Source organism: Cohnella abietis (assembly GCF_004295585.1).
Classification (GTDB): Bacteria; Bacillota; Bacilli; order Paenibacillales; family Paenibacillaceae; genus Cohnella; species Cohnella abietis.
In genome coordinates this window covers 6,017,280-6,042,025 of sequence record NZ_AP019400.1, presented here as the reverse complement: position 1 = coordinate 6,042,025, position 24,746 = coordinate 6,017,280, and the positions used below count along the sequence as shown (strand labels likewise).

Here is a 24,746-nt window from a genome sequence, read left to right as displayed (position 1 = left end):
TTGGCAAGTTATACATTGCTTCAATTTAAGGGGAAATAATATGGCTACATGGTTTTTAATCATTATATATCTTGCTTTTATCAGCCTTGGTCTTCCAGATTCATTGCTTGGATCAGCTTGGCCTGTAATGTGGCAGGACTTAGGGACATCAATGGGATCGGCGGGAATTGTGTCAATGACTATAGCCGCTGGGACCATCGTGTCAAGTTTAGCTAGTGGTGCTATAGTGAAACGTCTTGGTACCGGAAAAGTAACTCTAATCAGTTGTTTATTAACAGCAGGAGCGTTACTCGGATTTTCAATTTCACCTTCAATGGTGTGGCTCATTATTTTTGCTATTCCTCTTGGACTCGGTGGTGGATCTGTTGATGCTGCTTTAAATCATTATGTAGCTGAAAATTACAAAGCTCATCATATGAATTGGCTCCATTGTTTCTGGGGAGTTGGGGCTACAATGGGTCCAATCGTAATGTCAGGCTATATAGGGGATAACGACTTCTGGAGGGGAGGATATGTTGCGGTAGCCATTGTTCAGTTTTCACTCGTTGTTATATTGCTTGTTACGCTTCCTCTTTGGAAACGTGTGGCTGCCAAGCGTGATGAAGAACGTTCAAGAATGAGTGGAACTCCAAATAAACCAGATCGTGAGCTGGTCGATTCAACTGTAACGAAGGTAAATATCCTACAAATCAAAGGTGTGAAACCTACTCTAGTCGCTTTTCTATTTTATTGTGGCGTGGAGATGACCATAGGACTATGGGGAGCCAGTTATCTGGTTGGTCCGCGGGAAATGACAGCTAAGAGTGCTGCCGAATGGATATCTTTGTATTATGCTGGAATTACTCTAGGGAGGTTAATTACCGGCTTTATTTCGCTCCAGGTCAGCAATCGTGTCTTAATTAGATATGGACAGTTAATAACTATTGTAGGGGGAATCCTTCTTCTACTTCCTTTACCGGATACAGTTTCTCTCATAGGGATTATTCTTATAGGATTAGGTCTTGCTCCCATTTATCCTGGGCTTTTGCATGAAACTCCTGCTCGTTTCGGAAGAGATAATTCAGCCAAATTAATGGGGTACCAAATGGCCGTTGCCTACACTGGAACAACATTGCTTCCCCCTCTGTTTGGCCTTATTGCTTCACAAATTGGTTTATCCCTATTTCCAATTGTTGTCTTAATATTTCTTGCCCTAATGATGATAAGTGTAGAAATAGTGAATCGTATCTTAAGTAAACAAGTAATCGGGAGTAAACTGTGAAAATCGTACACACATCCGCTTCGCCTACAATAAGATGAGTCTAGAAATCTAAAGAGGTGAGCTAATGGCAGTCGTAAAAGCCAGAAAACAGGATGTTGATATGTTGGCAAGGTTGCTTCGAGCTGAAGCTGAGACCGAAGGCGAAATGGGCATGCTCCTTGTTGGAAATGTTGGCATTAACCGAATAAGAGGGAATTGCTCTGATTTTAAAGGAATCCGGACAATTCCCCAAATGATCAACCAGCCGCATGCGTTCGAAGCGTTGCAGCATGGTCTTTACTATCAAAACGCAAGAGAGAGGGAACGCCGTCTGGCGCAACGGGCTGTGAATGGGGAGCGGAATTGGCCAGGCAAATACTCCCTTTGGTATTTCCGTCCGGGAACGTTCGAAAATCCTGGACCATGTCCGCCAACCTGGTATAATCAGCCGCAAGCAGGACGATGGAAGAAGCACTGTTTTTATGAACCGACCGCGGAAGAATGTGAAAATATTTATAATACTTGATATTCAACTATCAGGGAACGTTTGTTCAATAAACTCAAAGGGACGACAGCCGATGTTACCGGCTGTCGTTTTCTCTTAATATATGCAACGATAAGGAGCCGAAAACGAACCAAGCTAATCTCATCGTCGCAAAATGCAACGATAAGGCTCCGAAAACCAACCAAGCCCAGCTCATCGTCGCAAAATGCAACGATGACGAGCCAAAAACGAACCAAGCCAATCTCATCGTCGCAAAATGCAACGATAAGAAGCCGAAAACCAACCAAGGCCAGCTCATCGTCGCAAAATGCAACGATGACGATCCGAAAACGAACCAAGCCCGGCTCATCGTCGCAAAATGCAACGATAAGGAGCCGAAAACAAACCAAGCCCAGCTCATCGTCGCAAAATGCAACGATGACGATCCGAAAACGAACCAAGCCCGGCTCATCGTCGCAAAATGCAACGATGACGATCCGAAAACGAACCAAGCCCGGCTCATCGTCGCAAAATGCAACGATGACGATCCAAAAACTAACCAACCCTTGCTTATCGTTGCAAAATGCAACGATGACGATCCGAAAACGAACCAAGCCCAGCTCATCGTCGCAAGATGCAACGATGACGATCCAAAAACTAACCAAGCCCATCTCATCGTATCGCAAAATGCAACGATGACGAGCCGAAAACAAACCAAGCCCATCTCATCGTCGCAAAATGCAACGATGACGAGCCGAAAACAAACCAAGCCCATCTCATCGTCGCAAAATGCAACGATGACGAGCCGAAAACGAACCAAGCCCATCTCATCTTCGCAAAATGCAACGATAAGGAGCCGAAAACAAACCAGGCTCGGCTCATCGTAGTATTCGGTGGATCAGTAACTCGTGCAATTGAGCATGGGTCTATTAGATTTCAATAAGGGTAGGAAGTTCCTTGAACTCCCTAATTTCTTATGCGAAGATCATATGTAAAGGGGGTTGCTAGGGATGAAACGATTTGGAATGGCAATATCGGGAGTCATGCTGTTGGTAAGCCTTACGGCTTGCTGGGGCTCAGAAGAGTCAGTAGTTACTCAGCCGGCTTCTGCCGAAGAGAACACGAATGCAATTGCAGTTAAGAATGTTTTTGGAGAACAGCTCTTTGATAGGCCGGTGGGCATGGAGCTTCGACAAGGTTATGCCGATCTCGTATACATCGTCGAGCAATCTGGTCGCATCGTAAGCAAGAATATTAAGCGACCGACGGATAAGGCCGAAGAGGTGCTAGATATTACGGATCGCGTCTACAAAAAGGAGGGCGAGCAGGGATTACTGGGACTTGCCTTTCATCCGACCCGCAATAATCTGGCGTACGTGAATTACACGACAGAAACACATACCATTATCGCACGCTTTGATGCTGATCCGTCAAACCCGGGACACCTAGATCCCACCAGCGAGCAGATCCTATTAACCATTGAGCAGCCGTTCTCCAATCACAATGGAGGACAATTAGCATTCGGACCGGATGGCTATCTATATATCGCTACAGGAGACGGCGGAAGTGGCGGAGATCCGCACAATAACAGCCAGAACCTTCAGAGCTTGCTTGGCAAGATCCTTCGAATCGACGTTGATCGGCCAACGGGGGAACGCTCATACGATATTCCCTCTGACAATCCTTACATAGATCAAGGAATGCCAGAAATTTATGCATACGGACTTCGCAACCCATGGAGATTCAGCTTCGACGAAGCAGATGGCAAGCTATGGGGGGCTGATGTTGGTCAGAATCTATATGAAGAAATTAATGTTATAAAGAAGGGTGGAAACTACGGGTGGCGCATTCAAGAAGGTACCGAGTGCTTCAATCCTCAGACCGGTTGTGATAAAGAGGGATTAGAGCAGCCTATATTTACATATGGACGTGATCAGGGGGTATCTGTAACGGGAGGTTATGTATACCGAGGTGAACGATTGCCTGAGCTGGAAGGCTGGTATATCTATGCGGATTACGGTTCGGGCTCGATTTGGGCGCTGCATCAAAGCAAGGATGGGAAGGTAGAAAACCGGATGCTACTGCAATCAGACGCGAATATTACTTCTTTTGGCAGGGACTCTTCGGGTGAGCTTTATATTTGCACTCAGGACGGGCAGATTTTAGCGATAACGCCTCTTCAGACCTGATATTCGGTGACTGGACCGCGAGTCTATCATAGGCTAATCATCTTATTGCGTTCATTCTCAAATTCTTTATCAATTACTATGCACAGGCCAATAGCCTGTGTATTTTATTTGTCTAACGATAATATTCCGACTAGTACACCTTCTCTTAAGTACAAAAAAACCGGTCTATAATTGCAAGATGAAATGCAAATCTATTTGAGTATTCGCTAAAGCTTAAATCGGAATGATAGAGACAAGCATTCCTTCAATCTAAACAATAGAATCCATGTTTAAGTAAAAGGAAAAACAACTAATAACTAATAAAAAACAATAAATTAACTTGTACTTAATAGTGAGTTTACACTTCTATTTTATATTGAGAGAAGAAAGAAAATTAGATAACTAGGGAGAGAAACAAAAGCCATGAAAAAGCAATTATTAATTATTTTAACGTTGATCCTCACGATGACGATCGTTGCAGCATGCGGTAAGAACGAATCCGCAAACAACAACGGCACGGGTAATGTCGACCCAAGCAATGCATCGACTAGCCCAACGGCATCAGAGAGTCCCGAGGGAGTAAAAATTGATAAGGAAAGCAAGGAACTAACGATTTATACCGCATTGGAAGATGACCAAATTCAAGCTTATCTTGCAACATATAAGGCTAAATATCCGGACGTTAAGCTGAACTTCGTACGTGATTCGACGGGAATCATAACGGCTAAGCTACTTGCCGAGAAAAGCAACCCGCAAGCCGATTTAGTCTGGGGCTTGGCAGCGACAAGCTTGCTCGTGTTAGATCAGAACGGGATGCTTGAGGGATATTCTCCGGAAGGCGTAGATCGCATATTACCGGAATTCAAAGATTCCCAAAACGAACAAACGCGTTGGGTAGGCATCGACGCTTGGGAAACGGCGTTCGTTGTGAATAAAACGGAAATAGAAAAGCTCGGCCTGGCCATTCCGCAAAGCTATGAAGATTTGCTGAAGCCGGAATACAAAGGTTTGATCACGATGCCTAACCCGTCTTCTTCCGGAACTGGATACTTGACCGTATCGGGCGTTCTTCAACTAATGGGACAGGATAAAGGCTGGGAGTTCCTAGACAAGCTAGACCAGAACATGGCAATGTACGTTCACTCTGGTTCTAAACCTGCCAAGCTTGCCGGAACGGGAGAATATCCAATCGGCATATCATTCGGCTATCGCGGAATTCAAGAAGCGCAAAAAGGTTCTCCGGTTGAAGTTGTATTCCCCACTGAAGGCTCGGGATGGGATTTGGAAGCCAATGCGCTTATGAAAAAAGAGACGATTAAGCAAGCCGCACAAAATTTCCTAGATTGGGCGATCAGCGAAGACGCTATGAAGGAATACAACAAAAACTATGCTATTCTTGCTGTGAAGAGCGATTCCACTGCTATACCAGAAGGATATAAAAAGGATCCTGTTCAACAGCTTATTAAGAACGACTTGAGCGAGGCCGCGAAAAACCGCGAAGGTACTTTGACGGAGTGGGACAAGCGTTACAGTACGAAGAGCGAACCGAAAACTTAATAGCCAATAACCTAAAAGCCAATAACAGACGAAACATTGAATAGCTGATACGCAAACTATCGTTTGCATCAGCTATTTCTTGTTTTAAACCGTCCAATCATACAAAGTCCAAAGCGATTCAAAGCAAAACCAACAAGACTGTCATCTCTATGGAGAAATAAATATCCAGATCCTACTATAATGTGGAGCAATCTCGATAGTCTAGCATAGCACACAAGAACAGAATGACAACCAAACAAAACTAAATAAAACAAAAAACAAACAAATTACATTGCGTTAACATGGGGTTATCATTTCTCTTTTATACTAGAAATAGGAATACACAACCGAACAAAGCTAACTAAAAGTTGTTATAAGGGAGGACATGATGAACAAACCTCATCTGACAATTCAAGGAATTAATAAATCATTTGGCACGGTTGCTGCTTTGAAGGACGTTAATCTTGAAATTCATAAGAACGAGTTTGTCTGCTTGCTCGGTCCGAGCGGCTGCGGCAAAACGACATTGCTTCGCATTATTGCGGGCTTGGAAAAGGCGTCGAGCGGCCGCATATTAGCTGGTGGGAAAGATATTTCCATGCTTCCGCCGGCGAAGCGAAACTTCGGAATGGTATTTCAGTCCTATGCCTTGTTTCCGAATTTGACGGCCTACCAGAATGTGGCTTACGGGCTGCAAGGCAAGAGCTTCTCCAAGAAAGACATCGGGGAAAAGGTACAGCATGTTCTGAAGCTGGTCGATTTATCTCATGCAAGCTCGCGTTATCCTTCCCAATTATCCGGAGGACAGCAGCAACGAATCGCATTAGCGCGCGCAATCGTATTATCTCCAGATTTCCTGCTGCTCGACGAGCCGCTGTCGGCATTGGATGCGAAGGTAAGGGTGAGGCTTCGCCACGAAATAAGAGAACTGCAGGAGCGACTAGGCATAACGACGATTATGGTTACGCACGATCAGGAGGAAGCGCTCACGATGTCCGATCGGATCGTGGTCATGAATAATGCTGAGGTGCAACAGATCGGTACTCCGCAGGAGGTGTACGAGCAGCCGAACTCTCCTTTTGTGGCGGACTTCATCGGCTCGATTAATTTTCTGCATGACAAGAGCGAAGGTGCGGCTCCGACTCCGCGTTGGGCTGTTCGACCCGAGCATATACGCATTTCCGCCGAAGGAACGGGCGAAGGCGTGTCCGCCATTGTCAAAAACATTGAGTTTCGCGGTTCTTTCTACAGGCTATTGCTCGAAACAGAGTCCGTAGAAGCGGGTGGTGGTCATGATTCGATCACGGTCGACGTCTCCGCGCATGTTTCGAACCATCTGCAGCTGATGAAAAATGGCATTGTTTCGTTGGAAGTGCCTAAGGAGAAGCTGATCTCTTTTACGTCCGAAGCAAGGATTCATGCTTAAAGAGGATGTTCAAAAAGCAGTAGGTTTCGCCAAGACTGCTTCTCAGTCCCTAGCTTCATCCAACCTTTTTGGTGCTGAAAACCGGACTTTGTGAACTTGCACTTAAAGGAGAACCAACGATGATTATGATTAGAAAGTTACGTCAAAGGTGGAGCGGCACCGACTTTATCCAGTGGGCGTTAATCTTAGGCACAACGCTTGCCTTGCTGCTTACAATTCTTCTTCCTCTTTGGTCGCTATTCTCTAAAGCGTTCGAGAATCAGGGAGGTAGCTTTGTTGGATTGGCGAATTTCGTGAAGTACTTTTCATCTGCTTCGCTTGTCCAATCATTAAAGAATACGCTGTATATTTCTACGGTTTCGACCGTCATTGCGGTTACGTTGGCTTTCTTCTACGCATTCGGAATTAGCCGTACCGGAATTCGAGGCAAGGGCTACTTCAAATACGTGGCGATGCTTCCCTTATTCGCTCCGACGATGATGCACGGGATATCGTTAACTTATTTGTTTGGAAATCAAGGCTTGGTGACGACTGGATTTTTCGGTGCGTTTCCGGGCATCAAGCTTCCGTTATACGGCCCATTCGGCATTATCGTCTCTGAAGTCATCTATACGTTCCCGCAAGCCTATCTAATCTTTATTACGACTTTGGCTATAACGGATTACCGCTTATATGAAGCTGCGGGAAGTCTTGGAGCAGGTTCACTACGCAAGTTTTTCACAGTGACACTTCCTGCGATGAAATATGGACTGATCAGCGCGATTTTCGTTTGTTTTACCGCTAGCTTTACCGATTTTGGTGCTCCTCAGGCAATCGGCGGACAGTTCAACGTGCTCGCCACCGATATTTACAAGCAAGTCATCGGCCAGCAAAACATGTCGATGGGAGCGACAGTAGGCATTCTGCTCACAATCCCTGCAATTATTGCATTCGTGGTAGATCGAATCGTTGATCGCAAACAGAAATCCATGCTCTCTGCGAAGTCGACTCCTTATCGGACGCAAGAAGGGAAATGGCGGGATACACTTTTCACCGTTTATTGTGTCGTAGTGTCTATAGCGATCTTGTTACCACTCCTGACGACGTTATTCGCTTCTTTGGTTAATGTCTGGCCTTACGATTTATCTTTTGGCTTAAAGCATTTTGATTTCTCCAAAGTAGCCGCGGGAGGGCTTCAACCGTATTTGAACAGCCTGAAGGTATCCTTCTTAACGGCTATTATCGGTACGTTATTCACCTTCCTTTTTGCCTATATGATCGAGAAATCTCGTTTTCTTAAGGGTTTGCGTCAAGTAAGCTATTTCTTGTCTTTATTGCCGCTTGCGCTTCCCGGAATGGTTATCGGCTTGGCCTATATTTTCTTTTTTAATGATCCTCACAATCCGCTCAACGGATTGTACGGAACGATGTGGATTATCGTACTGGCGAACATCGTGCACTTTTATTCCGTTCCGTTCATTACTGCGACCGCGTCGCTTAAGAAGCTGGACAAGGAATTCGAGCTTGTCTCCGAATCGATGAGAGTTCCTTTTTACCGGACGTTCCTGAAGGTTACAGTTCCATTATCGCTTCCGGCGATCATTGAAATCGCCGTTTATTTCTTCGTCAATTCGATGGTGACTGTGTCTGCCGTCGTTTTCCTCCGGGCCGCGGATTTCAACCTGGCTTCGGTATCGATCGTTAACATGGACGATGCGGGAGATACGGCAGCAGCAGCAGCCATGGCTACTCTGATCGTTGTGAGTAATATTGTCGTTAGAACCCTATATGAGACAGTCGTGCGTAAGCTGAAGCAAAGGACGGAACGCTGGCAAAATGTGAAATAACAAACGGCCATTGGCGGAATACATCGAGCGCGTCCGTATCGGGTAAGAATTAACGAGGTTATCACATTTGCTGGAGGGCTCGTACATGTCGTTAATCGGTGAAGAACGGAAGGATTACATTTTGCAACAGCTGAATTTGGAGGGGAAGGTCAAAACCTACGATTTAGTCGAGAAGCTGAAAGTGTCTTCCGAAATGATTCGCCGTTATCTGGAGGAGCTCGAAGAGGATAATAAGCTTAAGCGAGTATACGGCGGCGCCATCAAGATTAATGTTGCCCGCGAGGAACCTATCTATTTCAAGAGAGAGGTTTTGTTCTCGGAGGAAAAGCGACGGATCGGCCGGGCTGCTGCTTCTCTGGTGGAGGATAACGATGTCGTCTTCATCGATGACGGTACGACTACGCTACAGATAATCGATTATTTGCTAAATAAGAAAAATATTACAGTGCTAACCATATCGGTTGCCGGCTTATATATGCTCATCGATTACAACAATAGAGGATTGTTCAACGGGGAAATTTATTTCATCGGCGGTAAGATCGACTCTTCCCAATCCCGCTCGTCGGGTACGTTCGCGGAAAAGATGGTGGAGTCGTTCTACGCGGATAAGGCGTACATTTCCATTGACGGCATGATGGTAGACAAAGGCATTACCGGCTTTGACGTACAGCGAGGGCAGCTGGCCCGCAAGATGATAGAGCGTTCCAAGCAAACGATCGTTGTAACGGATCAATCGAAGTTCGGGCAAATGCAATTTTTCAAAATCGCGGATTTGAAGGAAATTGATCTCATCATCAGCGACATATCCGCCCCAAAAGAATGGATTGCTCCGTTGCATGATAAGCATGTGACATGGATCGAAGCGAAATAAAGCGAATGAGTAATGAACTAAATACCCTCGAGTTCGCTCGAGGGCATTCTTTTGACCATCAATCAATGATAAAACAATTAAATGAAATTAAATTGTGTATTAAATAAATGTTATTTGTTTCGAATGTGGAGGGATAACGGATGAATGCTAAAGAAAGAACACAAACCTTAACAGCATTGCCTAGCGAAGAATTAGTGGAATGGAAAGGCAAAATTGAGAGCTTGGGCATCTCGGAAGCCATACACTCCCCGGCTTTAGGTCTGGTTATGATGAGGGCTAGTGAGTCTGTCACAGGTCAAGCGTTTAATGTCGGTGAAATTCTCATATCCGATTCCACCGTCATGCTAGATGGAACGCTTGGTTACGGAGTAACGATGGGGAATGACGCGGATAAAGCTTACACGCTAGCACTCATAGATGCGATTTACCATTCCGATGACGCAAAATGGGATAGCTTAAAAATACAATTGCAGGATTGGCTGCATGTGCAACAAGGAATTCAATTGGAAGCTAGAAAGCAAAGCTTCCAACAGATCCAGCGTACGCTTGTCGATTTTGAAGTGATGGACACGGAGCAGGAGGAATAAGGATGGAAGCGATTGTTGAAAAGGTGCATTATACGCAAGAAACGTTCCGAAAGCTGATGGATGCTATGGCGCGTCCGGGCAAGATAGTCGAGATACAGCCATTTTCTTATCATCAGAGAGCATTCGCTCTTCGATATATGCTTGGAATCGGGGCGACGTTGCTCGATCAGGAAGTCAGCTTCCACCTATGCGGAACGGAAGGTGCGTTGGCGAAAGATATTCAGTTGCTTACTCATTCCAAGACTAAGCCATTGGAACAAAGCGATTACGTATTAGTCACGGGGGGAGTCGTGTTCGACGTTGCAGGATGCAAGCGGGGAAACTTCCACTATCCGGACGAGAACGCCACGATCATCTATCAAGTAAACGCAATTGGCGAGCAGTCTCTTGGCGGAGGAATCGCAAACGGGCTCAACAGCGTACGACTGATCCTAACGGGACCGGGAGTTAAGGGAGAGAGCCGCGTCTTTCTGGATGGCTTCCCGCCGGCGCTGGTGGATCAATGGCAAGAGAGTAATCAACAATTTCCGCTTGGAACCGATTGGATATTCGTGGATTTAATCGGCAACGTATGCTGTATTCCACGCAGCACTAAGCTCCAATGGGAGGTGCTCTAAAATGGCTTACGTCGCTGTCACAGGTGGTCAACGCGCGATTAAGGAAGCGGAAAAGCTGCTGAAAGTATATAGGTGCCAAGCCGGTGATCCTCCGATAGAGGTCTCCCAAATCATGAATCAAATGCGGCTCGCCGTCGATCGGGTGATGGGAGAGGGCTCACTTTATGATCCTTTGCTTGCGGCCCTTGCGCTGAAGCAAGCGGAAGGCGATGCGATTGAGGCGTCCTTCCTCATCAGGGCGTTTCGTTCCACGCTTCCACGTAACCTCTACTCGCAGCCGATCGATACGTCGGATATGGACATTATCCGTCGTGTGTCGGCGACCTTTAAGGATATTCCGGGAGGGCAATACCTAGGTCCGACTCGAGATTATTCGAGAAGAATGCTGCAGATGGAGCTATTGGATGAGAACGAGGAAAATGTTCGTTCATTTCTAACTGAATATTTCAAACACTCGGAAATTAACGAGATAGATGGAGAGTCGAAAGATGAGCCGCTTCCATCGTTCCCACGCGTAATTGATTTACTTCGTAGCGAGGGTTTATTGGCGGACAAACAGGTGGCAGAACAAGAGGACGCCACGGTGGATGATATCACGCGCAATGCTATTAGTTTTCCAGCTTCCCGCGCCGCTCGCTTGCAATTGATGGCACGTGGCGAGACGGGTGCCTTGCTTGCACTGGCCTATTCCAGCGCAAGGGGTTACGGTGACGTTCATCCAACAATCGGAGAGCTTCGCGTCGGTTACGTTTCGTTGGAAATCCCTCATCCTATATATGAAGGAGAATCGATATGCATCGGAAAGGTGCTTATTTCGGAAGCCGAGATAGTTGTGCGTGAGGATGACGAAGCTAGCGATTCTGTACAGTTTGGTATCGGATACGGCTTATGCTTCGGTCATAACGAAGACAAGGTTATCGCGATGGGTATCTTGGATAGCTCGATGAAATCCGAGGCGGGCCATGCGGCAACCCCCGCGGAAGACGAGGAGTTTGTCCTCTACCATATCGACGGCATAGAGTCATCCGGATTTATTTCGCACTTCAAGCTGCCGCACTATGTAGATTTCCAAGCGGAACTCGCGCGAGCCCGCTCCATTAACCGGAAGGGGACTTGATGCATGAACGCTTACAATTATGGATTTCTGGACGAGAACACGAAGAAGGAAATCCGCCGCAAGACACTGAAGGCTATTGCGATCCCGGGTTACCAAGTGCCTTTCGGCTCTAGGGAAATGCCGATTGCCCGAGGCTGGGGGACGGGAGGTCTTCAGTTGACGCTGGCGATTACCGGTAAGAAAGACGTATTAAAGGTCATTGATCAAGGAAACGACGATAGTGTAAATGCTTGTAATTTACGAGAATTGATTAGCAGATCATGTGAGGTAGATACGACTGTCGATACGCTCAAGGCAACGGTAATCCAGACAAGGCACCGTATTCCTGAAGAAAGAATGTCTGCAGATCAGGTGCTTGTCTTTCAAGTCCCGCAGCCGGAAGTGCTACGGACCGTCGAGCCGAGTGAGCAGGAAACGAGAAGGATGCACGCGGAAAGGGATTACAGCAGAATGTGGGTGCATCTGTACGAAGATATTGTAAAGTGGAACGAAATCCGGATTTCGTATGATTATCCTGTGCTGGTAGGAAGCCACTATATTTGCGATCCGTCTCCGATTCCCCGGTTTGATGTTCCTAAGCTTCATCAAGCGGATACTTTGTTTCTATTCGGAGCGGGGCGCGAAAAACGGATTTACGCCATTCCTCCCCATACAGACGTCGTTCCGTTGCAGTTCGAAGACTTTCCGTTTACGGTCGAGAGCTTTGAAGGCGGATGTGAAAAATGCGGCAGTAAGAACACGTACTTGGAGGAATCGTTCGACCGTAACTCTGGAGAACGCCATTATTATTGCTCGGATACGAGCTACTGCGGCAAGAAGCAGCAGGAAGCCGAAGGCGAAACCGTGAGCATAGGAGCTGAATGGCATGAATAACATGTTGACTTTGCGTAATTTAAGCAAGCTATACGGCAGAGGCTGTGCTTCTTGCTTGGAGCTTACCGGGCCACAGTTTGCTAGCAATATTTGTCCGGCTTGCGGGACAATAGTGGCTTGCGCCGATGTATCGTTCGATGTCTATCCTGGCGAAGTGCTCGGCATCGTCGGCGAAAGCGGTTCGGGAAAGAGCACACTCGTAAAGACGTTGTACTTCGATGAACAGCCGACTTCCGGGGAATATCTGCTGCAAAATTACGAAGAAGGCAGAACGAATTTATATAGTCTCAACAATCGCCAGCAGCGTTGGGTTCGCAATCATCTTATGGGTATGGTCTATCAGAATCCCCACCTCGGATTGAGGCTTGATTACTCCACGGGCGGCAATATTGCCGAGAAGCTACTTATGGCGGATTGCTATCATATCGGAACGATTAGGGATCGTGCGAAGGAGCTCTTGGGCAAAACGCTCATTCCGATAGAACGTATTGACGATCAGCCGCGATATTTTAGCGGTGGTATGCAGCAGCGCGTTCAAATCTCGAAAGCGATGGCGAATAATCCGCCGCTCTTGCTGCTGGATGAGGTAACGACAGGTCTAGACGTATCTGTTCAGGCGAACGTGCTGGACCTGATTAGGCAAATTCAACGGGAGCTCGGGATTACGATGGTTGTCGTATCGCATGATTTCTCTGTAATCCGAATGCTAACGAATCGGACGATCGTCATGAAAAACGGACGTATCGTTGAGCAAGGCTTGACCGATCAGATCATGGAGGATCCGCAGCACGAATACACGCAGTTGCTGATTAACTCGTTATTGTAGGGAGGGTTTACCGAAATGCCATTGCTGCAAATAGAAAACCTAAGCAAAACGTTTCATCTTCATCAGTTCGAAGGAAAACGAATTACTGCATGTACTGACATAAATCTCACATTGAAGCATGGCGCTTTTATCGGGATTACTGGCAAAAGCGGCGCAGGAAAGTCGACTATTCTTAAATGTATATATCGGACCTACATTCCGACAGAAGGTACGATGGTTTACGAATCTGATTGTTTCGGCAGAATAGACCTGGCGAAAGCCACCGAAAGGGAAATCGTTGATATTCGGTTGAAGGAAATTGGTTATGTATCGCAATTCCTGAAGCTGCTTCCAAGAATTACAGCGCTTGAGGCGGTAGAGCAAGAATTGGTGGCCGCAGGTTCTCATGTAGCTGCTGCATCTGCCGAAGCACGTGCGATACTAAGTCATTTCGGTTTATCTCCATCGCTGTGGGATACGTATCCCAATACTTTCAGCGGCGGTGAGAAGCTACGGTTGAATCTAGCACGCGCCATGGTGAAACGTCCTAAGTTTCTATTATTGGACGAGCCGACAGCCTCATTGGACAACGGTTCTAAAGAAGCGGTGCGCGATATGATTATGGATCTTAAGAAGCAAGGAACTAGCATGATAGGCATATTCCACGATCTGGATTTCATGGAGAAGGTTGTGGACGAGGAATATAACATGCGCGACGGAAGGTTGATGGGAGTATGAACGGGTTAAGCGGAAAGCCGTTAGTGATCGAAAATGGGCGAATTATTGGACCCGATCGGGTGTACGAAGGGGATGTAATTGTTCGCGAAGGACGAATCGCGTCTATTGCAGAGAGTGGAACGGGACGTTTCGAAGCGCCAGAGGCACAGGTATTGGATGCGGCGGGAATGTTCGTTATGCCTGGCATTATCGAAACCCATAGCGATGCTATTGAGAGGGAGGTTCAGCCGCGTCCGGGGTCTATATTCCCACTGGAGATGGCGATGTACGAGCTGGAGAAGAAAATGACGGCTGTAGGCATTACGACTTTATATCATTCTATTTGTTCCTCAGACGGGACTCCTGTACGCAATGATGAGATGGTAGCGCGGATCGTTGAATTCGTGGCTAGCAAACGAGGCGAACCTGCGATGATTCGTCATCGCATCCATATGCGTTACGAGATAACGAACGTTCCAGGTCTCGATATGGTGAAGGGAATGCTTGACCGTGAGCAAATCGACTTGCTCTCCTTAATGGATCATACTCCAGGCCAAGGCCAGTACAGCAACCGTGAAGTGTATCAGAATTATTTGATGGGCAGCGAGAACATGACGCGTGAAGAAGCGGACCGTACGATAGACCAGCTGAGCGGCTTAAAGGATCAGGTCGATTGGAGCCGGATAGCTGAAGTCGTCCGATATGCGCAGTCCAAAGGGGTCGTTACCGCATCGCATGACGATGATACGTTAGATAAGGTGAATTGGATGCATGAGCTAGGCGTGGCCATCAGTGAGTTCCCGGTAAATCTGGAAGCAGCGCAAGCGGCCGCATCCAAAAGGATGCACGTAAGCGTTGGAGCTCCCAACGTCGTTAGAGGGGCATCTCATAACCATAACATGCGCGCGATCGATGCGATTAAGTCAGGCGCTGCGGATATTCTATGCTCGGACTATCATCCTTCTTCTTTACTACCGGCCTTATTCCACATTGTGGCGAGCGGAATTGAATTGTCTAAAGCTGTACGCATGGTTACTTATCATCCGGCAGAGGCTCTTGGAATCGAAGCTCATTTTGGTTCAGTAGAAGTAGGGAAAGTCGCCGACTTGGTCGTGTTGGAGCTTCATGACGAATACCCGATCGTGCGCAGCACGCTAGTTGGCGGAACCGTCGTCTATGCGGCGAATTTCTTTGAGGAGGAGAAGGGCGCATGATTGATCTGCACTGCCATACGAAAGTATCCGACAATTCCTTCACGATACGCGAAGTGATTTCCATGGCAAAGGAGGAAGGGGTATCCCACTTGGCCATCACGGATCATGATACGACTAGCGGATTGCTAGAAGCCAAGCTCATTGGGCATGAGCTTGGAGTTCATATCATTCCAGGAATTGAAATCTCGGCGTACGATTATTCCAGGCAAACCCGTGCGCATATTCTTGGCTTATACGTCACTCCGGGGCACAATGCGCTCTCTGAGCTATGCGAGCCTATGATCAAGAAGCGGCACGAAGCATCTTATGCCATGGTTGAGAGGATCATAGCCGCAGGATACGATATCTCGTGGGAACTGGTAGAAAGCTACGCAGTAGGCGGAACGGGAGTTTATAAGCAGCATATTATGCACGCTTTGCTCACCAAGGGGTACACGGAGACGATTTACGGCACATTGTACAAAAAACTATTTTCCCGCGGAGAAGACGGGGCAGCTGAAGGGATTGCTTACATGAAGCTGGATTACGTGAACGTCTATGACGCTATCGATGCCATTCGTCAAGCAGGTGGCGTTCCCGTACTTGCCCATCCGAAGCAATTTAATAATTTTGCGGCTGTACCAGCATGGAAAACGGCGGGGCTACAGGGAATTGAAGTTCTCCACCCCCTTCATGATGAGCAGGCGGAGAAGCTGTCGCGTCAAATCGCGGTTAATTTTGGCCTGCTGCAAACCGGAGGATCGGACTTCCATGGCTTCTACGGTGAACGCGAGGGATGTCCATTGGGCAGCAAAAGCATTGGGGAAGAGCATCTGATGAGATTGCAGGAAAAGGCTACTTAAGAGGGATACCAAGCCAGACAGCTCAGACAGGGAGGATTCAGATAAAATGATACGTAGGCTACTAATACGATGTACCTGCTTGCTGGCTTGCCTCGGATTGTTGTTTATGGGAACAGCATCACAGGTTTCGGCTCACGCTAATAGCGCTTCATATGGTGTTTTAACCGTATCAGAACAGATTGTAACGTTTGAATTCTCGATTGATGAGAAATCGGTAATAGAAAAGATAGACTTAGATAGTAACCATAACAATAGGGTAGAAAAGGAAGAAATTGTTCAAGAGGAAGCTAGCTTAGAATCTTGGATAGCGAGCAACCTTCTATTAAGCTATAATGGTTTGCCTCAGCGAGGTAATATTATTGATATTGTACTTGAAGACATGACGAACGGGACGATGCTTACCTTTGCAATAGAATTTCCAGCTGTAGCTCCCGGAAGCACTATTCGAGTGGAAGATTCGTTATTTCTGAATGATTCTATTTCTAATTATGTGCATTTTTTGGTTTATCAGTATAACGGTGAAATGGTAGAAACGATTCTAAAGGGAGACACACGTAGCTGGGAAACACAGCTTCCCGAGAATGCGTCCCCCCAGCCCAATGAGGGCAATGTTTCCAATCCCAATCTTATTTCTACCCTAAAAACCTTTTTCTTCTTCGGTGTGGAGCATATTTTGGGCGGGTACGATCATTTATTGTTTTTATTAACGTTTCTACTTCGACCCCAAACGATCCGCCAGTATGCCTTAATTGTAACTGCATTCACAGTAGCACATAGCCTAACATTGACTTTAGCAGTTTTAGGGTGGGTGGATTTCCCGTCCAAATGGGTGGAGATCATTATTGCACTGAGCATTTGCTATACGGCCATTGAAAATATTTGGGGAAAGGGCCTTTCTCGTCGTTGGATAATTGTTTTTCTTTTTGGCTTGGTGCATGGATTAGGATTTGCTAGCGCATTGCAAGAGATGCCAATTACTAAGGAGCATCTTGCTGGAGTGCTTATTAGCTTTAATCTAGGGATCGAAGTGATCCAGTTGATTCTAGTTTTGGCGCTATTACCTTTGCTGTCGTGGTGGCAGAAACGCTCTTTCCATATGTGGACTATGCGGTGGTTATCGGGTGTTATCGTTGCGATAGGTCTTTTCTGGACGATACAACGGTTAATGCCTTGAGCTGAAAAACAATGAATTTCAATCAAAAGTAACCAATGTACGGAAAAAATTTTGCAAATACTTAAATGTTCTCCTATAATTGCAGAAGAATACAACGGCTAAGGGGGAATTCATTTATGTCATTAATAGGTGAGGAGCGCAAGAATTATATATTGAATCAGCTAAACCTAGAGGGAAAAGTGACTACAAACGATTTAGTGACTAAACTCAAGGTGTCTTCAGAGACGATTCGCAAGTATTTGGAGGAGCTGGAAGAGGAAAATAAACTAAAGCGTGTATATGGTGGCGCTGTTAAAATTAATCTCTCTCGTGAGGAGCCTTCCCATCTGAAAAGAGAAGTCATCCACGCTGAGGAGAAGCGAAGAATTGGCAGGGCGGCTGCTGCTCTGGTAGAAGACAATGATATTATTTTTATTGATGATGGCACGACTACTTTGCATATGATTGATTATTTATTGAACAAAAAAAATATTACGGTGCTTACGGTCTCTGTTCCTGTATTACACTTGCTGATAGATTACAATAATAAAATGATCTTCTCAGGCGATATCTTTTTCATTGGGGGGAAGGTTAACGCTGCACATTCGCGGGTCGCAGGTTCAGTCGCAGAAAAAATGGTGGAAAGCTTTTACGCAGATAAAGCGTTTATTTCTATAGATGGAATCATGATGGATAAAGGGATTACAGGCTTTGATGAGGAACGAGGACGAATGGCTGGAAAGATGATGGAGCATTCTAAACAATCCATTGTTCTTACCGACCAATCGAAGTTCGGCTTGATGCAATTTTATAAGATAGCGGATTTGAACGAGGTTGATTGCATCGTAAGTGATGTGGCTGTTCCAAAGCAGTGGAAAGATTACCTTGGAATAAAAGATGTTAACTGGATTCACGCTAAATAGAAAAATACGTTTATTTGCCCAGTGAAAAACTTGGGCTTTTTGTATTGTCAGGTCAGCCAGTTTTTACTGGTTGGCCTATTTTTGTTGTCGGTTGGTTGTAATTTTTTAATAAAAGCATTAGTTTGTTCTTACTAAAAAAACAAAGTCAAAAACAATAAAAACAAGTAAAAAACAATTAATAAACATGCATTTAATATGTGTTTAACAAAACTATTATATAGTTAGAGAAACAAACCAAACCAAAAGAAGGTGAACTTGTTAAGTCAGAATACTAGTAAGCCATTGATAGCAAAAGCAAAATTAAGCTAGGAGGACAAATAAATGTTCATTATTGAAAAGAAAATTAGCAAATTGATAGTAAGCTCACTAGTATTTTTTCTACTTATTTCATCTTTCAATATGCCATCTTATGTGAAAGCCGTTCAACCAGGAATGTTGGACGATCAGCTGCTTTTTCTGCCATTTGAAGGAAGTGTATTAGATGGCTCAGGCAACAAAAATCACGGTACCGCTCAAGGGACGTTATCTTATCCCGCTGGGACGATCGGAGATAAGGCTATAGATACAACTGGATTAGGATCAATTGGATTAGACGCCAATAAGTTTAAGTTTAGCGATTCTCAAGATTTCACTATATCTTTCTGGTTGAAAACGAATGATCAAAGTCCTGATATGACGATTGTCTCCAATAAAAATTGGACAAGCGGGGCCAATCCTGGTTGGCAGATAGGAGTATCCGGAGGGAAACTGACTGTAAATTACAAAGGTGCCTTAAAAACACGTGTGGATTTACCAAAAAACTTTGTTGTGAGCGACGGTAGCTGGCATCATGTTGTTGTATCCTACAAACGCAGTAGTCTCGCAACCGTATATATCGACAATGCGTCCAAGGGCACACTTGATATTGCTAACACGGGTAACATCGATACAGCCTTGAAGTTAAATATAGGTAAGGACGGTAATGACGGCTGGTCTTATAAAGGAAGCTTAGATGATTTTAGAATTTTTAAGAGAGCGCTAGACAGTACAGAAGTTCAGCAATTGTACACCATTAAGACTACACAGAATAGCAGTAACGCTCCACTCTGGCCTGTGAACAGTTCTCTAACGGGAGTTCCCGTTAGTCCAACTGAATATCAGTTAACATGGACAGCGGCAGAGGTTAATAATTCGGTAGATAGCATAGGCGCAACGCTGTATCAGATATATAAAAATGATAAGTCAGTGGGTACCGTAAGTGGCGACACCTATTCGTATACTGTGACCGATCTTATTCCAAATGAGAAGGTCACATTTAGGGTAGAGGCTATGGATAGGCTGGGGAATGTAAGCAATAGTGGTCCTTCAAAGAGCTTCGGGGAAGTTGTCGAAGCGGGAATGATGGATCAACAGCTGCTTTTTCTGCCGTTTGAAGGAAGTGTGCTTGATGCTTCGGGCTACAATAATCACGGTATAGCTCAAGATAGGCTCTCTTATAGTGAAGGAATAATCGGGGAGAAGGCTGCCGATACAAGTGGATTCGGCTCGATCGAATTAAACGCAAGTAAATTTAAGTTCGGCACAGCTCAAGATTTTAGTATTTCTTTTTGGGTGAAAACCAATGATCCAAGCTCAGAAATGACGGTCATTTCCAATAAAGATTGGGATAGTGGCGGCAATCTTGGTTGGCAAATAGGTGTGACTGCGGGGAAGTTAACGGTGAATTACAAAGGAGCATCGACAGCTCGAGTGGATTTGCCAAAAACCTTTGTAGTTGGTGATGACAGCTGGCATCATGTTGTCGTGTCCTATAAGCGCAGTAGTTTGGCACAAGTGTATGTTGATAATGAACTCAAGGGATCGCTCAATATTGCGAATGCGGGCAACATTGACACAAGCCTAGGTTTAAATATAGGTAAGGATGGCAAGGGAAATTGGGCTTTCAAAGGAAATTTAGACGATTTTAGAATTTTTAAGAAAGCTTTAGACGATGCAGAAGTACAGCAATTATATAAAATTAAAGCAACCCAGAACAGCAGCGGTGCTCCGATCTGGCCGGCCAACAGCAGCTTAACGGGCGTACTGACTGGCCCAACGGAGTATCAATTAACATGGCCAACAGCAGCGGCTAATGCTGCAACGGATAGCGTTGGTGCTACACAATACCAGGTATTTAAGAACGATAAGCTACTGTCTACGCTTACTAGTGCAACGCATTCATATACTGTCGCTGATCTGAGACCAGGCGAGCTGGTTTCATTTCGGGTAGAGGCAATGGATAGGACGGGAAATTTAACAGATAACGGTCCTACACTTAGCTATAGGCTACCAGGTATTAGTATTAACCATGCGATAGCAAAAGTGGTAACAGGAGAAGCTATTGTGCTAGCAGCAGCTGTTTATCCGGTGAGCTCACCCTTGCAATGGGAGGTTGATCAAACTGGCATTGTACAAATTGATGCGACCGGTAATAAAGCGGTCATTACTGGATTGTCTGCAGGTACAGTGAATGTAAAAGTGAGTGACGGGACGCTGACGGCGACAACCAAAGTGATAGTGACTGCAAAATCCATACCTGACATAAACGGTAAAGTCATAGCTTCCGTAACAGATGATACCTTCGTTCAAGCGAGTCCAAGCACTGACAATTACGGTAGTCAGCCGTTTGTAGACATCAAAAATAGCTTAGCAGCTAATACAAACTTGCGTTATGGGATTTTGAAATATGATTTAAGTGGCATCAGTCGGGAGGATATGGAAGACATTGAATCAGTTACGCTGAATATGTACGGTTCAATTACTGATGTAAGAGCTACCGACAGCATAATTCAGCAAGTTACCGCGTTTGGAATTTCAGATAATAATTGGAATGAGAACACGATTACTTTTGCTAATATGCCGAATATGAATGAAAGCCTTCAAAGCTTGCCATTTTCTAATAAGCTGGGATGGCGACAGCTGGACATTACTTCCTATGCTAAAGCTCGGTTGGCCTCTGACAAAGGGGTCAGCATTGGGTTGAAGGAAGTATCGGGCGATTATACAGTGAGCCTATATAGTAAAGAGAATACTGATAGTACCTACAAATCCCATTTAGTCATAAAAATGAAGATGAAACGCCCCATAGAAAAGCTATGGCCTAATGGCACCCAGATCGAACTTAAACCCGGTGCCGCAGGGGGATTACAGATTTCGTGGCCGGAAGCTGTAGACGAATTTGGCATAGACAAATACCGAATTTCGATGGATGGTCAGAACATTGCTACCGTATCTAAGCTTGATCGACAATTTATACTCAAAGCGCTGCGGCCCGGCACCACGTATACCTTCAAAATAGAGGCGGGCGTTTCAACGGGAGATTGGATGTCTCCAAGTCTGTCGAGAGCATATCTCATCCCAGGAAGAATTATGGCTGGAGAGAATGAGGTACCAGAGCTCGATTATAGCTTTGAGCAATCGGCTGTTATAGACGGTGGCCCATCTCATCATGATGGTGAAGCGATAGGTTCACCGGGAGTAGGCTATGATCCAAGCTTTGGTAAGAATGTCTTGTCGCTTAATGGTAGTGACGCATATGTTCGTGTTCCACATCAACCGTCACTAAGTCCAGAATATATGTCCATTATTACAGCTTTCTCTTTGGAGGATATATACAGTGCTCAGACGATTGTTGCTAAGAACAAGCAGTCTGATTATGTCATGGAATATAATCCGATCAACAAGAAGCTAACTGCTCGTTTCTATGTATGGGACATGTTCAATAAAGCGGGGACATATGTAATCGTCAATAGCACTACAAGCTTGGAGGCTAATAAAATTTATCATGCTGTAGCAACGTACGACGGGTATACAGCAAAGCTTTACCTTAATGGCGTGTTAGAGGCTAGCCAATCTGAGAGTGGGGCTATAGGCGGCTCAAGCAAAATAGATCTGACCCTTGGAGCCTCTTTGGATGCTACCGGGAAAGCATTCAATTATTTCAATGGTAAAATCGACTTTGTTCAGCTTTACGATAAAGTGTTTTCAGATGCAGCTGTGCAAGCTTTATACAGCTTATATGCATCCAGTAAAACTCCAGAAGAAATAACCTCTATACGGTGGGACATTCAGAGCGATTGGACGGTTGGCCTGACAGGACAAGCCGTCGTCAAGAAGAAGGATCTGAATGATGTAGAAACGATTATTCAACAGCGTGTTATCTATATGAGCTCGAATCCAGATATCGCTTCAATATCTGATTCAGGACTAATTACACCATTACGCAGCGGAACGACGAAGCTGACAGTGGTATATGGCAAACTTGTCGCAAGCAAGATAATCACGATAACGGAAGATGCACCACAGCTGCTATTACTAGAAGGACCAGGATCATTGAAAATCGGAGAGTCCGCGTTGCTTAAAGCGAAAATAAGTTATGCCAGCAGGCCTATTGAGTACGTAGCTAACGGCGTGATTTATACCTCAAATCGACCGGATATCGCTACGGTTAATCCTGTGACTGGCGCAATTATTGCTGTAAGCCGTGGGATTGCAATAATTCACGCCTCATTCCGGGGTCTAGACGCGGATTGGGTGATCAACATTACGGAGCAGCCCGTCGTAATTGACCCCGAAGAGGCGCAGCTGACATCACTCGTATTTACCGGTCCATCTCTATTGGACATAAGTAAAAGTGGTACGACCTCGTTGCAGGCTACCTTCAGTGACGGGTTAGTAACGCAACCAGAGCAAGGCGATGGTGTGGTTTATCGAAGCGAGAGTCCTAATGTCGCTACTATTGATCCCGTGACCGGAGTAGTCAATGCCCACAATTATGGCACCGTTCAAATTACGGCAACATATCGCTCTTTTACCGCTGGGTTTATGCTAGTTGTTAAGGGCTCTACACCACCCGTTGAGTCGGAGGACGGGTTGAAGTCGCTGCGCTTAATAGGACCATCTAGTATTCGTGTAGGAGAGTTGGGTACGTATCTTTTAGAAGCGGCTTACAGTCAGTCGGCAGCCCGCGATGTTACCCAATGGGCAGAATGGTCAACGCAGAATTCCAATATATTGCGGATTGAAGGTCCGGGAGTGATTAAGGGCTTACAGCCAGGGACATCGGTTATTACAGCGGTGTACAAAGATTTAATAACCAGTTATCCAATAACTGTGGAGCTTAAATCAGACGGGAATAATGGTGGTTCATCCTATAACCCTGTCGTTGAGCCAGCTAATAAACAAATTTATCGAATCAATAACTCGGATTTTACGGGACCTTCAGCCAAACAGAGTATTCAGCTGAAAGATGATGTAGAGCAAGCTGTTTTTGCGGTTGATGCCGGTACGGTTCTGGGCAACCGTTCGGTGGAATTGAAGAAGAACGGACTTATCCTAGAAGTGCCTGGAAATCTATTGCAGTCATTACAAGCACAATTTTCGGACAACAAAATAGAGAAAGCCCCTATTGTCTTATCATTCCCAGCTCTTGTGGAGTCTGCGAAGAAAGAATGGGTGCGTAAAGCAGAAGAACGGGTTTCGGCAGGAGTAAAGCTTAACCCCGTTACGGCCATGTATGAAATATCGTTTAACGCGTTGTCTGATAATAAAAATTCGGTCCCTATGCCTCAGCGGTTATCGAAGCCTATACAAGCGGTATTCTCGGTAGCGCCAGGAGCTGACAGAGAATTGTATGGGGTGTACAGACTGTTAGACGATGGAAGCATGAAATACGTTGGCGGGAAAGCGATTGAAGAGGGTATTCGCGTTGACATTGAAGAAAGCGGACGTTATGTCGTTATGGAGTACCGTAAAGGATATGGAGACGTGATGCCAGACCACTGGGCTTATCGAACAATTGAAATCATGAGTGCAAAGCATAAGGTTGAAGGCGTAAGCGAGAATAAATTCGAACCTAATAAAGCAGTAAGTCGGGCTGAATTTATTGCTATGCTCGTAAAAACCTTTAATATCCCGCAGCAATCAACTGATAGTTTTGGAGATGTGCCTGCGGATGCCTGGTATTCAAGCTATATTGGAGGCGCTGCAGCGCTTGGCTTAGTGAAAGGGCGGCATGGTGATCAATTTGAACCTAATTCAACTATCACACGAGAAGAAATGGCTGTCCTTCTAGTGCGGGTTTATGAAAATCTTAGCGGTGTGCTAGCAACTGCTGCTAGTCAAAGGTTTGCAGATAGCAATAGTTTTGCATCCTGGTCGCAGGACGCGATCAATTTCTCGGCAAAGCTTGGTTTGCTTGAAGGTTCGGGCAACAAAATGTTTTATCCACAGCATAATGCAACGCGAGCGGAAGTAGCACAGGTGCTGTTAAAGATGCTAAATAAGGACATCAAATAACAAACTACAAAAGATTAACAGAAGGAGTCGAT

At 45.5% G+C, this 24,746-nt stretch carries 19 protein-coding genes; 18 read left to right on the top strand and 1 reads right to left on the bottom strand.

Features of this window, described 5'->3' with window-relative positions:
- Positions 1–40: 40 nt before the first annotated feature.
- Entirely contained in the window at positions 41–1,261 is a 1,221-nt protein-coding gene (locus KCTCHS21_RS26385; RefSeq protein ID WP_130615032.1) for an MFS transporter, read from the top strand.
- A 64-nt stretch (positions 1,262–1,325) separates the two neighbouring features.
- Positions 1,326–1,766 carry a cell wall hydrolase gene (locus KCTCHS21_RS26380; protein ID WP_130615030.1) on the top strand — a complete coding sequence of 147 codons (441 nt, stop codon included), beginning with the start codon at positions 1,326–1,328 and terminating at the stop codon, positions 1,764–1,766.
- Here the strand turns inward: KCTCHS21_RS26380 and KCTCHS21_RS26375 are convergent.
- Positions 1,754–2,410 (bottom strand): hypothetical protein, encoded by a 657-nt coding sequence (locus KCTCHS21_RS26375; protein ID WP_130615028.1) that lies wholly within the window; start codon positions 2,408–2,410, stop codon positions 1,754–1,756. The genes KCTCHS21_RS26380 and KCTCHS21_RS26375 overlap by 13 nt on opposite strands.
- 324 nt (positions 2,411–2,734) lie before the next feature.
- On the opposite strand from KCTCHS21_RS26375, the gene KCTCHS21_RS26365 reads away from it, so the two are divergent.
- The 16 genes from KCTCHS21_RS26365 to KCTCHS21_RS26290 all read left to right on the top strand — a co-directional run bounded on the left by KCTCHS21_RS26365 (position 2,735) and on the right by KCTCHS21_RS26290 (position 24,714).
- Positions 2,735–3,913, top strand: coding sequence for a PQQ-dependent sugar dehydrogenase (locus KCTCHS21_RS26365; protein ID WP_130615024.1), 1,179 nt, complete (start codon positions 2,735–2,737; stop codon positions 3,911–3,913).
- A gap of 402 nt (positions 3,914–4,315) precedes the next feature.
- Positions 4,316–5,449: a putative 2-aminoethylphosphonate ABC transporter substrate-binding protein gene (locus KCTCHS21_RS26360; RefSeq protein ID WP_130615022.1), complete on the top strand. Its 1,134-nt coding sequence runs from the start codon at positions 4,316–4,318 to the stop codon at positions 5,447–5,449.
- A gap of 367 nt (positions 5,450–5,816) precedes the next feature.
- Positions 5,817–6,854 (top strand): putative 2-aminoethylphosphonate ABC transporter ATP-binding protein, encoded by a 1,038-nt coding sequence (locus KCTCHS21_RS26355; protein WP_130616710.1) that lies wholly within the window; start codon positions 5,817–5,819, stop codon positions 6,852–6,854.
- A 119-nt stretch (positions 6,855–6,973) separates the two neighbouring features.
- On the top strand, positions 6,974–8,680 hold the full coding sequence (locus KCTCHS21_RS26350; protein ID WP_130615020.1) for a putative 2-aminoethylphosphonate ABC transporter permease subunit: 1,707 nt from the start codon (positions 6,974–6,976) through the stop codon (positions 8,678–8,680).
- A gap of 85 nt (positions 8,681–8,765) precedes the next feature.
- Complete coding sequence (locus KCTCHS21_RS26345; RefSeq protein ID WP_130615017.1) at positions 8,766–9,551, top strand: DeoR/GlpR family DNA-binding transcription regulator; 786 nt, start codon at positions 8,766–8,768, stop codon at positions 9,549–9,551.
- 140 nt (positions 9,552–9,691) lie between these two features.
- Complete coding sequence (gene phnG, locus KCTCHS21_RS26340) at positions 9,692–10,138, top strand: phosphonate C-P lyase system protein PhnG (protein ID WP_130615015.1); 447 nt, start codon at positions 9,692–9,694, stop codon at positions 10,136–10,138.
- A gap of 2 nt (positions 10,139–10,140) precedes the next feature.
- Entirely contained in the window at positions 10,141–10,755 is a 615-nt protein-coding gene (phnH, locus tag KCTCHS21_RS26335; RefSeq protein WP_130615013.1) for a phosphonate C-P lyase system protein PhnH, read from the top strand.
- A gap of 1 nt (position 10,756) precedes the next feature.
- The gene (locus tag KCTCHS21_RS26330) at positions 10,757–11,872 is read left to right on the top strand and encodes a carbon-phosphorus lyase complex subunit PhnI (RefSeq protein ID WP_130615011.1); all 1,116 of its coding nucleotides are present in this window, start codon (positions 10,757–10,759) and stop codon (positions 11,870–11,872) included.
- A gap of 3 nt (positions 11,873–11,875) precedes the next feature.
- Positions 11,876–12,745 (top strand): alpha-D-ribose 1-methylphosphonate 5-phosphate C-P-lyase PhnJ, encoded by an 870-nt coding sequence (locus KCTCHS21_RS26325; RefSeq protein WP_130615009.1) that lies wholly within the window; start codon positions 11,876–11,878, stop codon positions 12,743–12,745.
- Complete coding sequence (locus tag KCTCHS21_RS26320; RefSeq protein WP_130615006.1) at positions 12,738–13,571, top strand: ATP-binding cassette domain-containing protein; 834 nt, start codon at positions 12,738–12,740, stop codon at positions 13,569–13,571. Before KCTCHS21_RS26325 ends, KCTCHS21_RS26320 begins: the two co-directional genes overlap by 8 nt.
- Before the next feature lie 15 nt (positions 13,572–13,586).
- Entirely contained in the window at positions 13,587–14,288 is a 702-nt protein-coding gene (locus KCTCHS21_RS26315; protein WP_130615004.1) for a phosphonate C-P lyase system protein PhnL, read from the top strand.
- A complete protein-coding gene (locus KCTCHS21_RS26310; protein ID WP_130615002.1) occupies positions 14,285–15,481 on the top strand; it encodes an alpha-D-ribose 1-methylphosphonate 5-triphosphate diphosphatase in 1,197 nt (398 codons plus the stop codon). The genes KCTCHS21_RS26315 and KCTCHS21_RS26310 overlap by 4 nt, the downstream gene beginning before the upstream one ends.
- Positions 15,478–16,323 carry a PHP domain-containing protein gene (locus KCTCHS21_RS26305; RefSeq protein WP_130615000.1) on the top strand — a complete coding sequence of 282 codons (846 nt, stop codon included), beginning with the start codon at positions 15,478–15,480 and terminating at the stop codon, positions 16,321–16,323. The genes KCTCHS21_RS26310 and KCTCHS21_RS26305 overlap by 4 nt, the downstream gene beginning before the upstream one ends.
- Before the next feature lie 46 nt (positions 16,324–16,369).
- Complete coding sequence (locus tag KCTCHS21_RS26300) at positions 16,370–17,497, top strand: HupE/UreJ family protein (RefSeq protein WP_130614998.1); 1,128 nt, start codon at positions 16,370–16,372, stop codon at positions 17,495–17,497.
- Positions 17,498–17,613: 116 nt separating this feature from the next.
- Positions 17,614–18,399 carry a DeoR/GlpR family DNA-binding transcription regulator gene (locus tag KCTCHS21_RS26295; protein ID WP_130614996.1) on the top strand — a complete coding sequence of 262 codons (786 nt, stop codon included), beginning with the start codon at positions 17,614–17,616 and terminating at the stop codon, positions 18,397–18,399.
- Positions 18,400–18,720: 321 nt separating this feature from the next.
- On the top strand, positions 18,721–24,714 hold the full coding sequence (locus KCTCHS21_RS26290) for a LamG-like jellyroll fold domain-containing protein (RefSeq protein WP_130614994.1): 5,994 nt from the start codon (positions 18,721–18,723) through the stop codon (positions 24,712–24,714).
- Positions 24,715–24,746: the final 32 nt, after the last annotated feature.

What these genes read in the sequence shown, in the direction of transcription:
- KCTCHS21_RS26315 (WP_130615004.1), top strand. Translation starts at nt 13,587, where the DNA reads ATGCCATTGCTGCAAATAGAAAACCTAAGCAAAACGTTTCATCTTCAT.
- KCTCHS21_RS26385 (WP_130615032.1), top strand. Translation starts at nt 41, where the DNA reads ATGGCTACATGGTTTTTAATCATTATATATCTTGCTTTTATCAGCCTT.
- phnH (WP_130615013.1), top strand. Translation starts at nt 10,141, where the DNA reads ATGGAAGCGATTGTTGAAAAGGTGCATTATACGCAAGAAACGTTCCGA.
- KCTCHS21_RS26290 (WP_130614994.1), top strand. Translation starts at nt 18,721, where the DNA reads ATGTTCATTATTGAAAAGAAAATTAGCAAATTGATAGTAAGCTCACTA.
- KCTCHS21_RS26345 (WP_130615017.1), top strand. Translation starts at nt 8,766, where the DNA reads ATGTCGTTAATCGGTGAAGAACGGAAGGATTACATTTTGCAACAGCTG.
- KCTCHS21_RS26360 (WP_130615022.1), top strand. Translation starts at nt 4,316, where the DNA reads ATGAAAAAGCAATTATTAATTATTTTAACGTTGATCCTCACGATGACG.
- phnG (WP_130615015.1), top strand. Translation starts at nt 9,692, where the DNA reads ATGAATGCTAAAGAAAGAACACAAACCTTAACAGCATTGCCTAGCGAA.
- KCTCHS21_RS26320 (WP_130615006.1), top strand. Translation starts at nt 12,738, where the DNA reads ATGAATAACATGTTGACTTTGCGTAATTTAAGCAAGCTATACGGCAGA.
- KCTCHS21_RS26325 (WP_130615009.1), top strand. Translation starts at nt 11,876, where the DNA reads ATGAACGCTTACAATTATGGATTTCTGGACGAGAACACGAAGAAGGAA.
- KCTCHS21_RS26365 (WP_130615024.1), top strand. Translation starts at nt 2,735, where the DNA reads ATGAAACGATTTGGAATGGCAATATCGGGAGTCATGCTGTTGGTAAGC.
- KCTCHS21_RS26350 (WP_130615020.1), top strand. Translation starts at nt 6,974, where the DNA reads ATGATTATGATTAGAAAGTTACGTCAAAGGTGGAGCGGCACCGACTTT.
- KCTCHS21_RS26310 (WP_130615002.1), top strand. Translation starts at nt 14,285, where the DNA reads ATGAACGGGTTAAGCGGAAAGCCGTTAGTGATCGAAAATGGGCGAATT.
- KCTCHS21_RS26380 (WP_130615030.1), top strand. Translation starts at nt 1,326, where the DNA reads ATGGCAGTCGTAAAAGCCAGAAAACAGGATGTTGATATGTTGGCAAGG.
- KCTCHS21_RS26330 (WP_130615011.1), top strand. Translation starts at nt 10,757, where the DNA reads ATGGCTTACGTCGCTGTCACAGGTGGTCAACGCGCGATTAAGGAAGCG.
- KCTCHS21_RS26300 (WP_130614998.1), top strand. Translation starts at nt 16,370, where the DNA reads ATGATACGTAGGCTACTAATACGATGTACCTGCTTGCTGGCTTGCCTC.
- KCTCHS21_RS26295 (WP_130614996.1), top strand. Translation starts at nt 17,614, where the DNA reads ATGTCATTAATAGGTGAGGAGCGCAAGAATTATATATTGAATCAGCTA.
- KCTCHS21_RS26355 (WP_130616710.1), top strand. Translation starts at nt 5,817, where the DNA reads ATGAACAAACCTCATCTGACAATTCAAGGAATTAATAAATCATTTGGC.
- KCTCHS21_RS26305 (WP_130615000.1), top strand. Translation starts at nt 15,478, where the DNA reads ATGATTGATCTGCACTGCCATACGAAAGTATCCGACAATTCCTTCACG.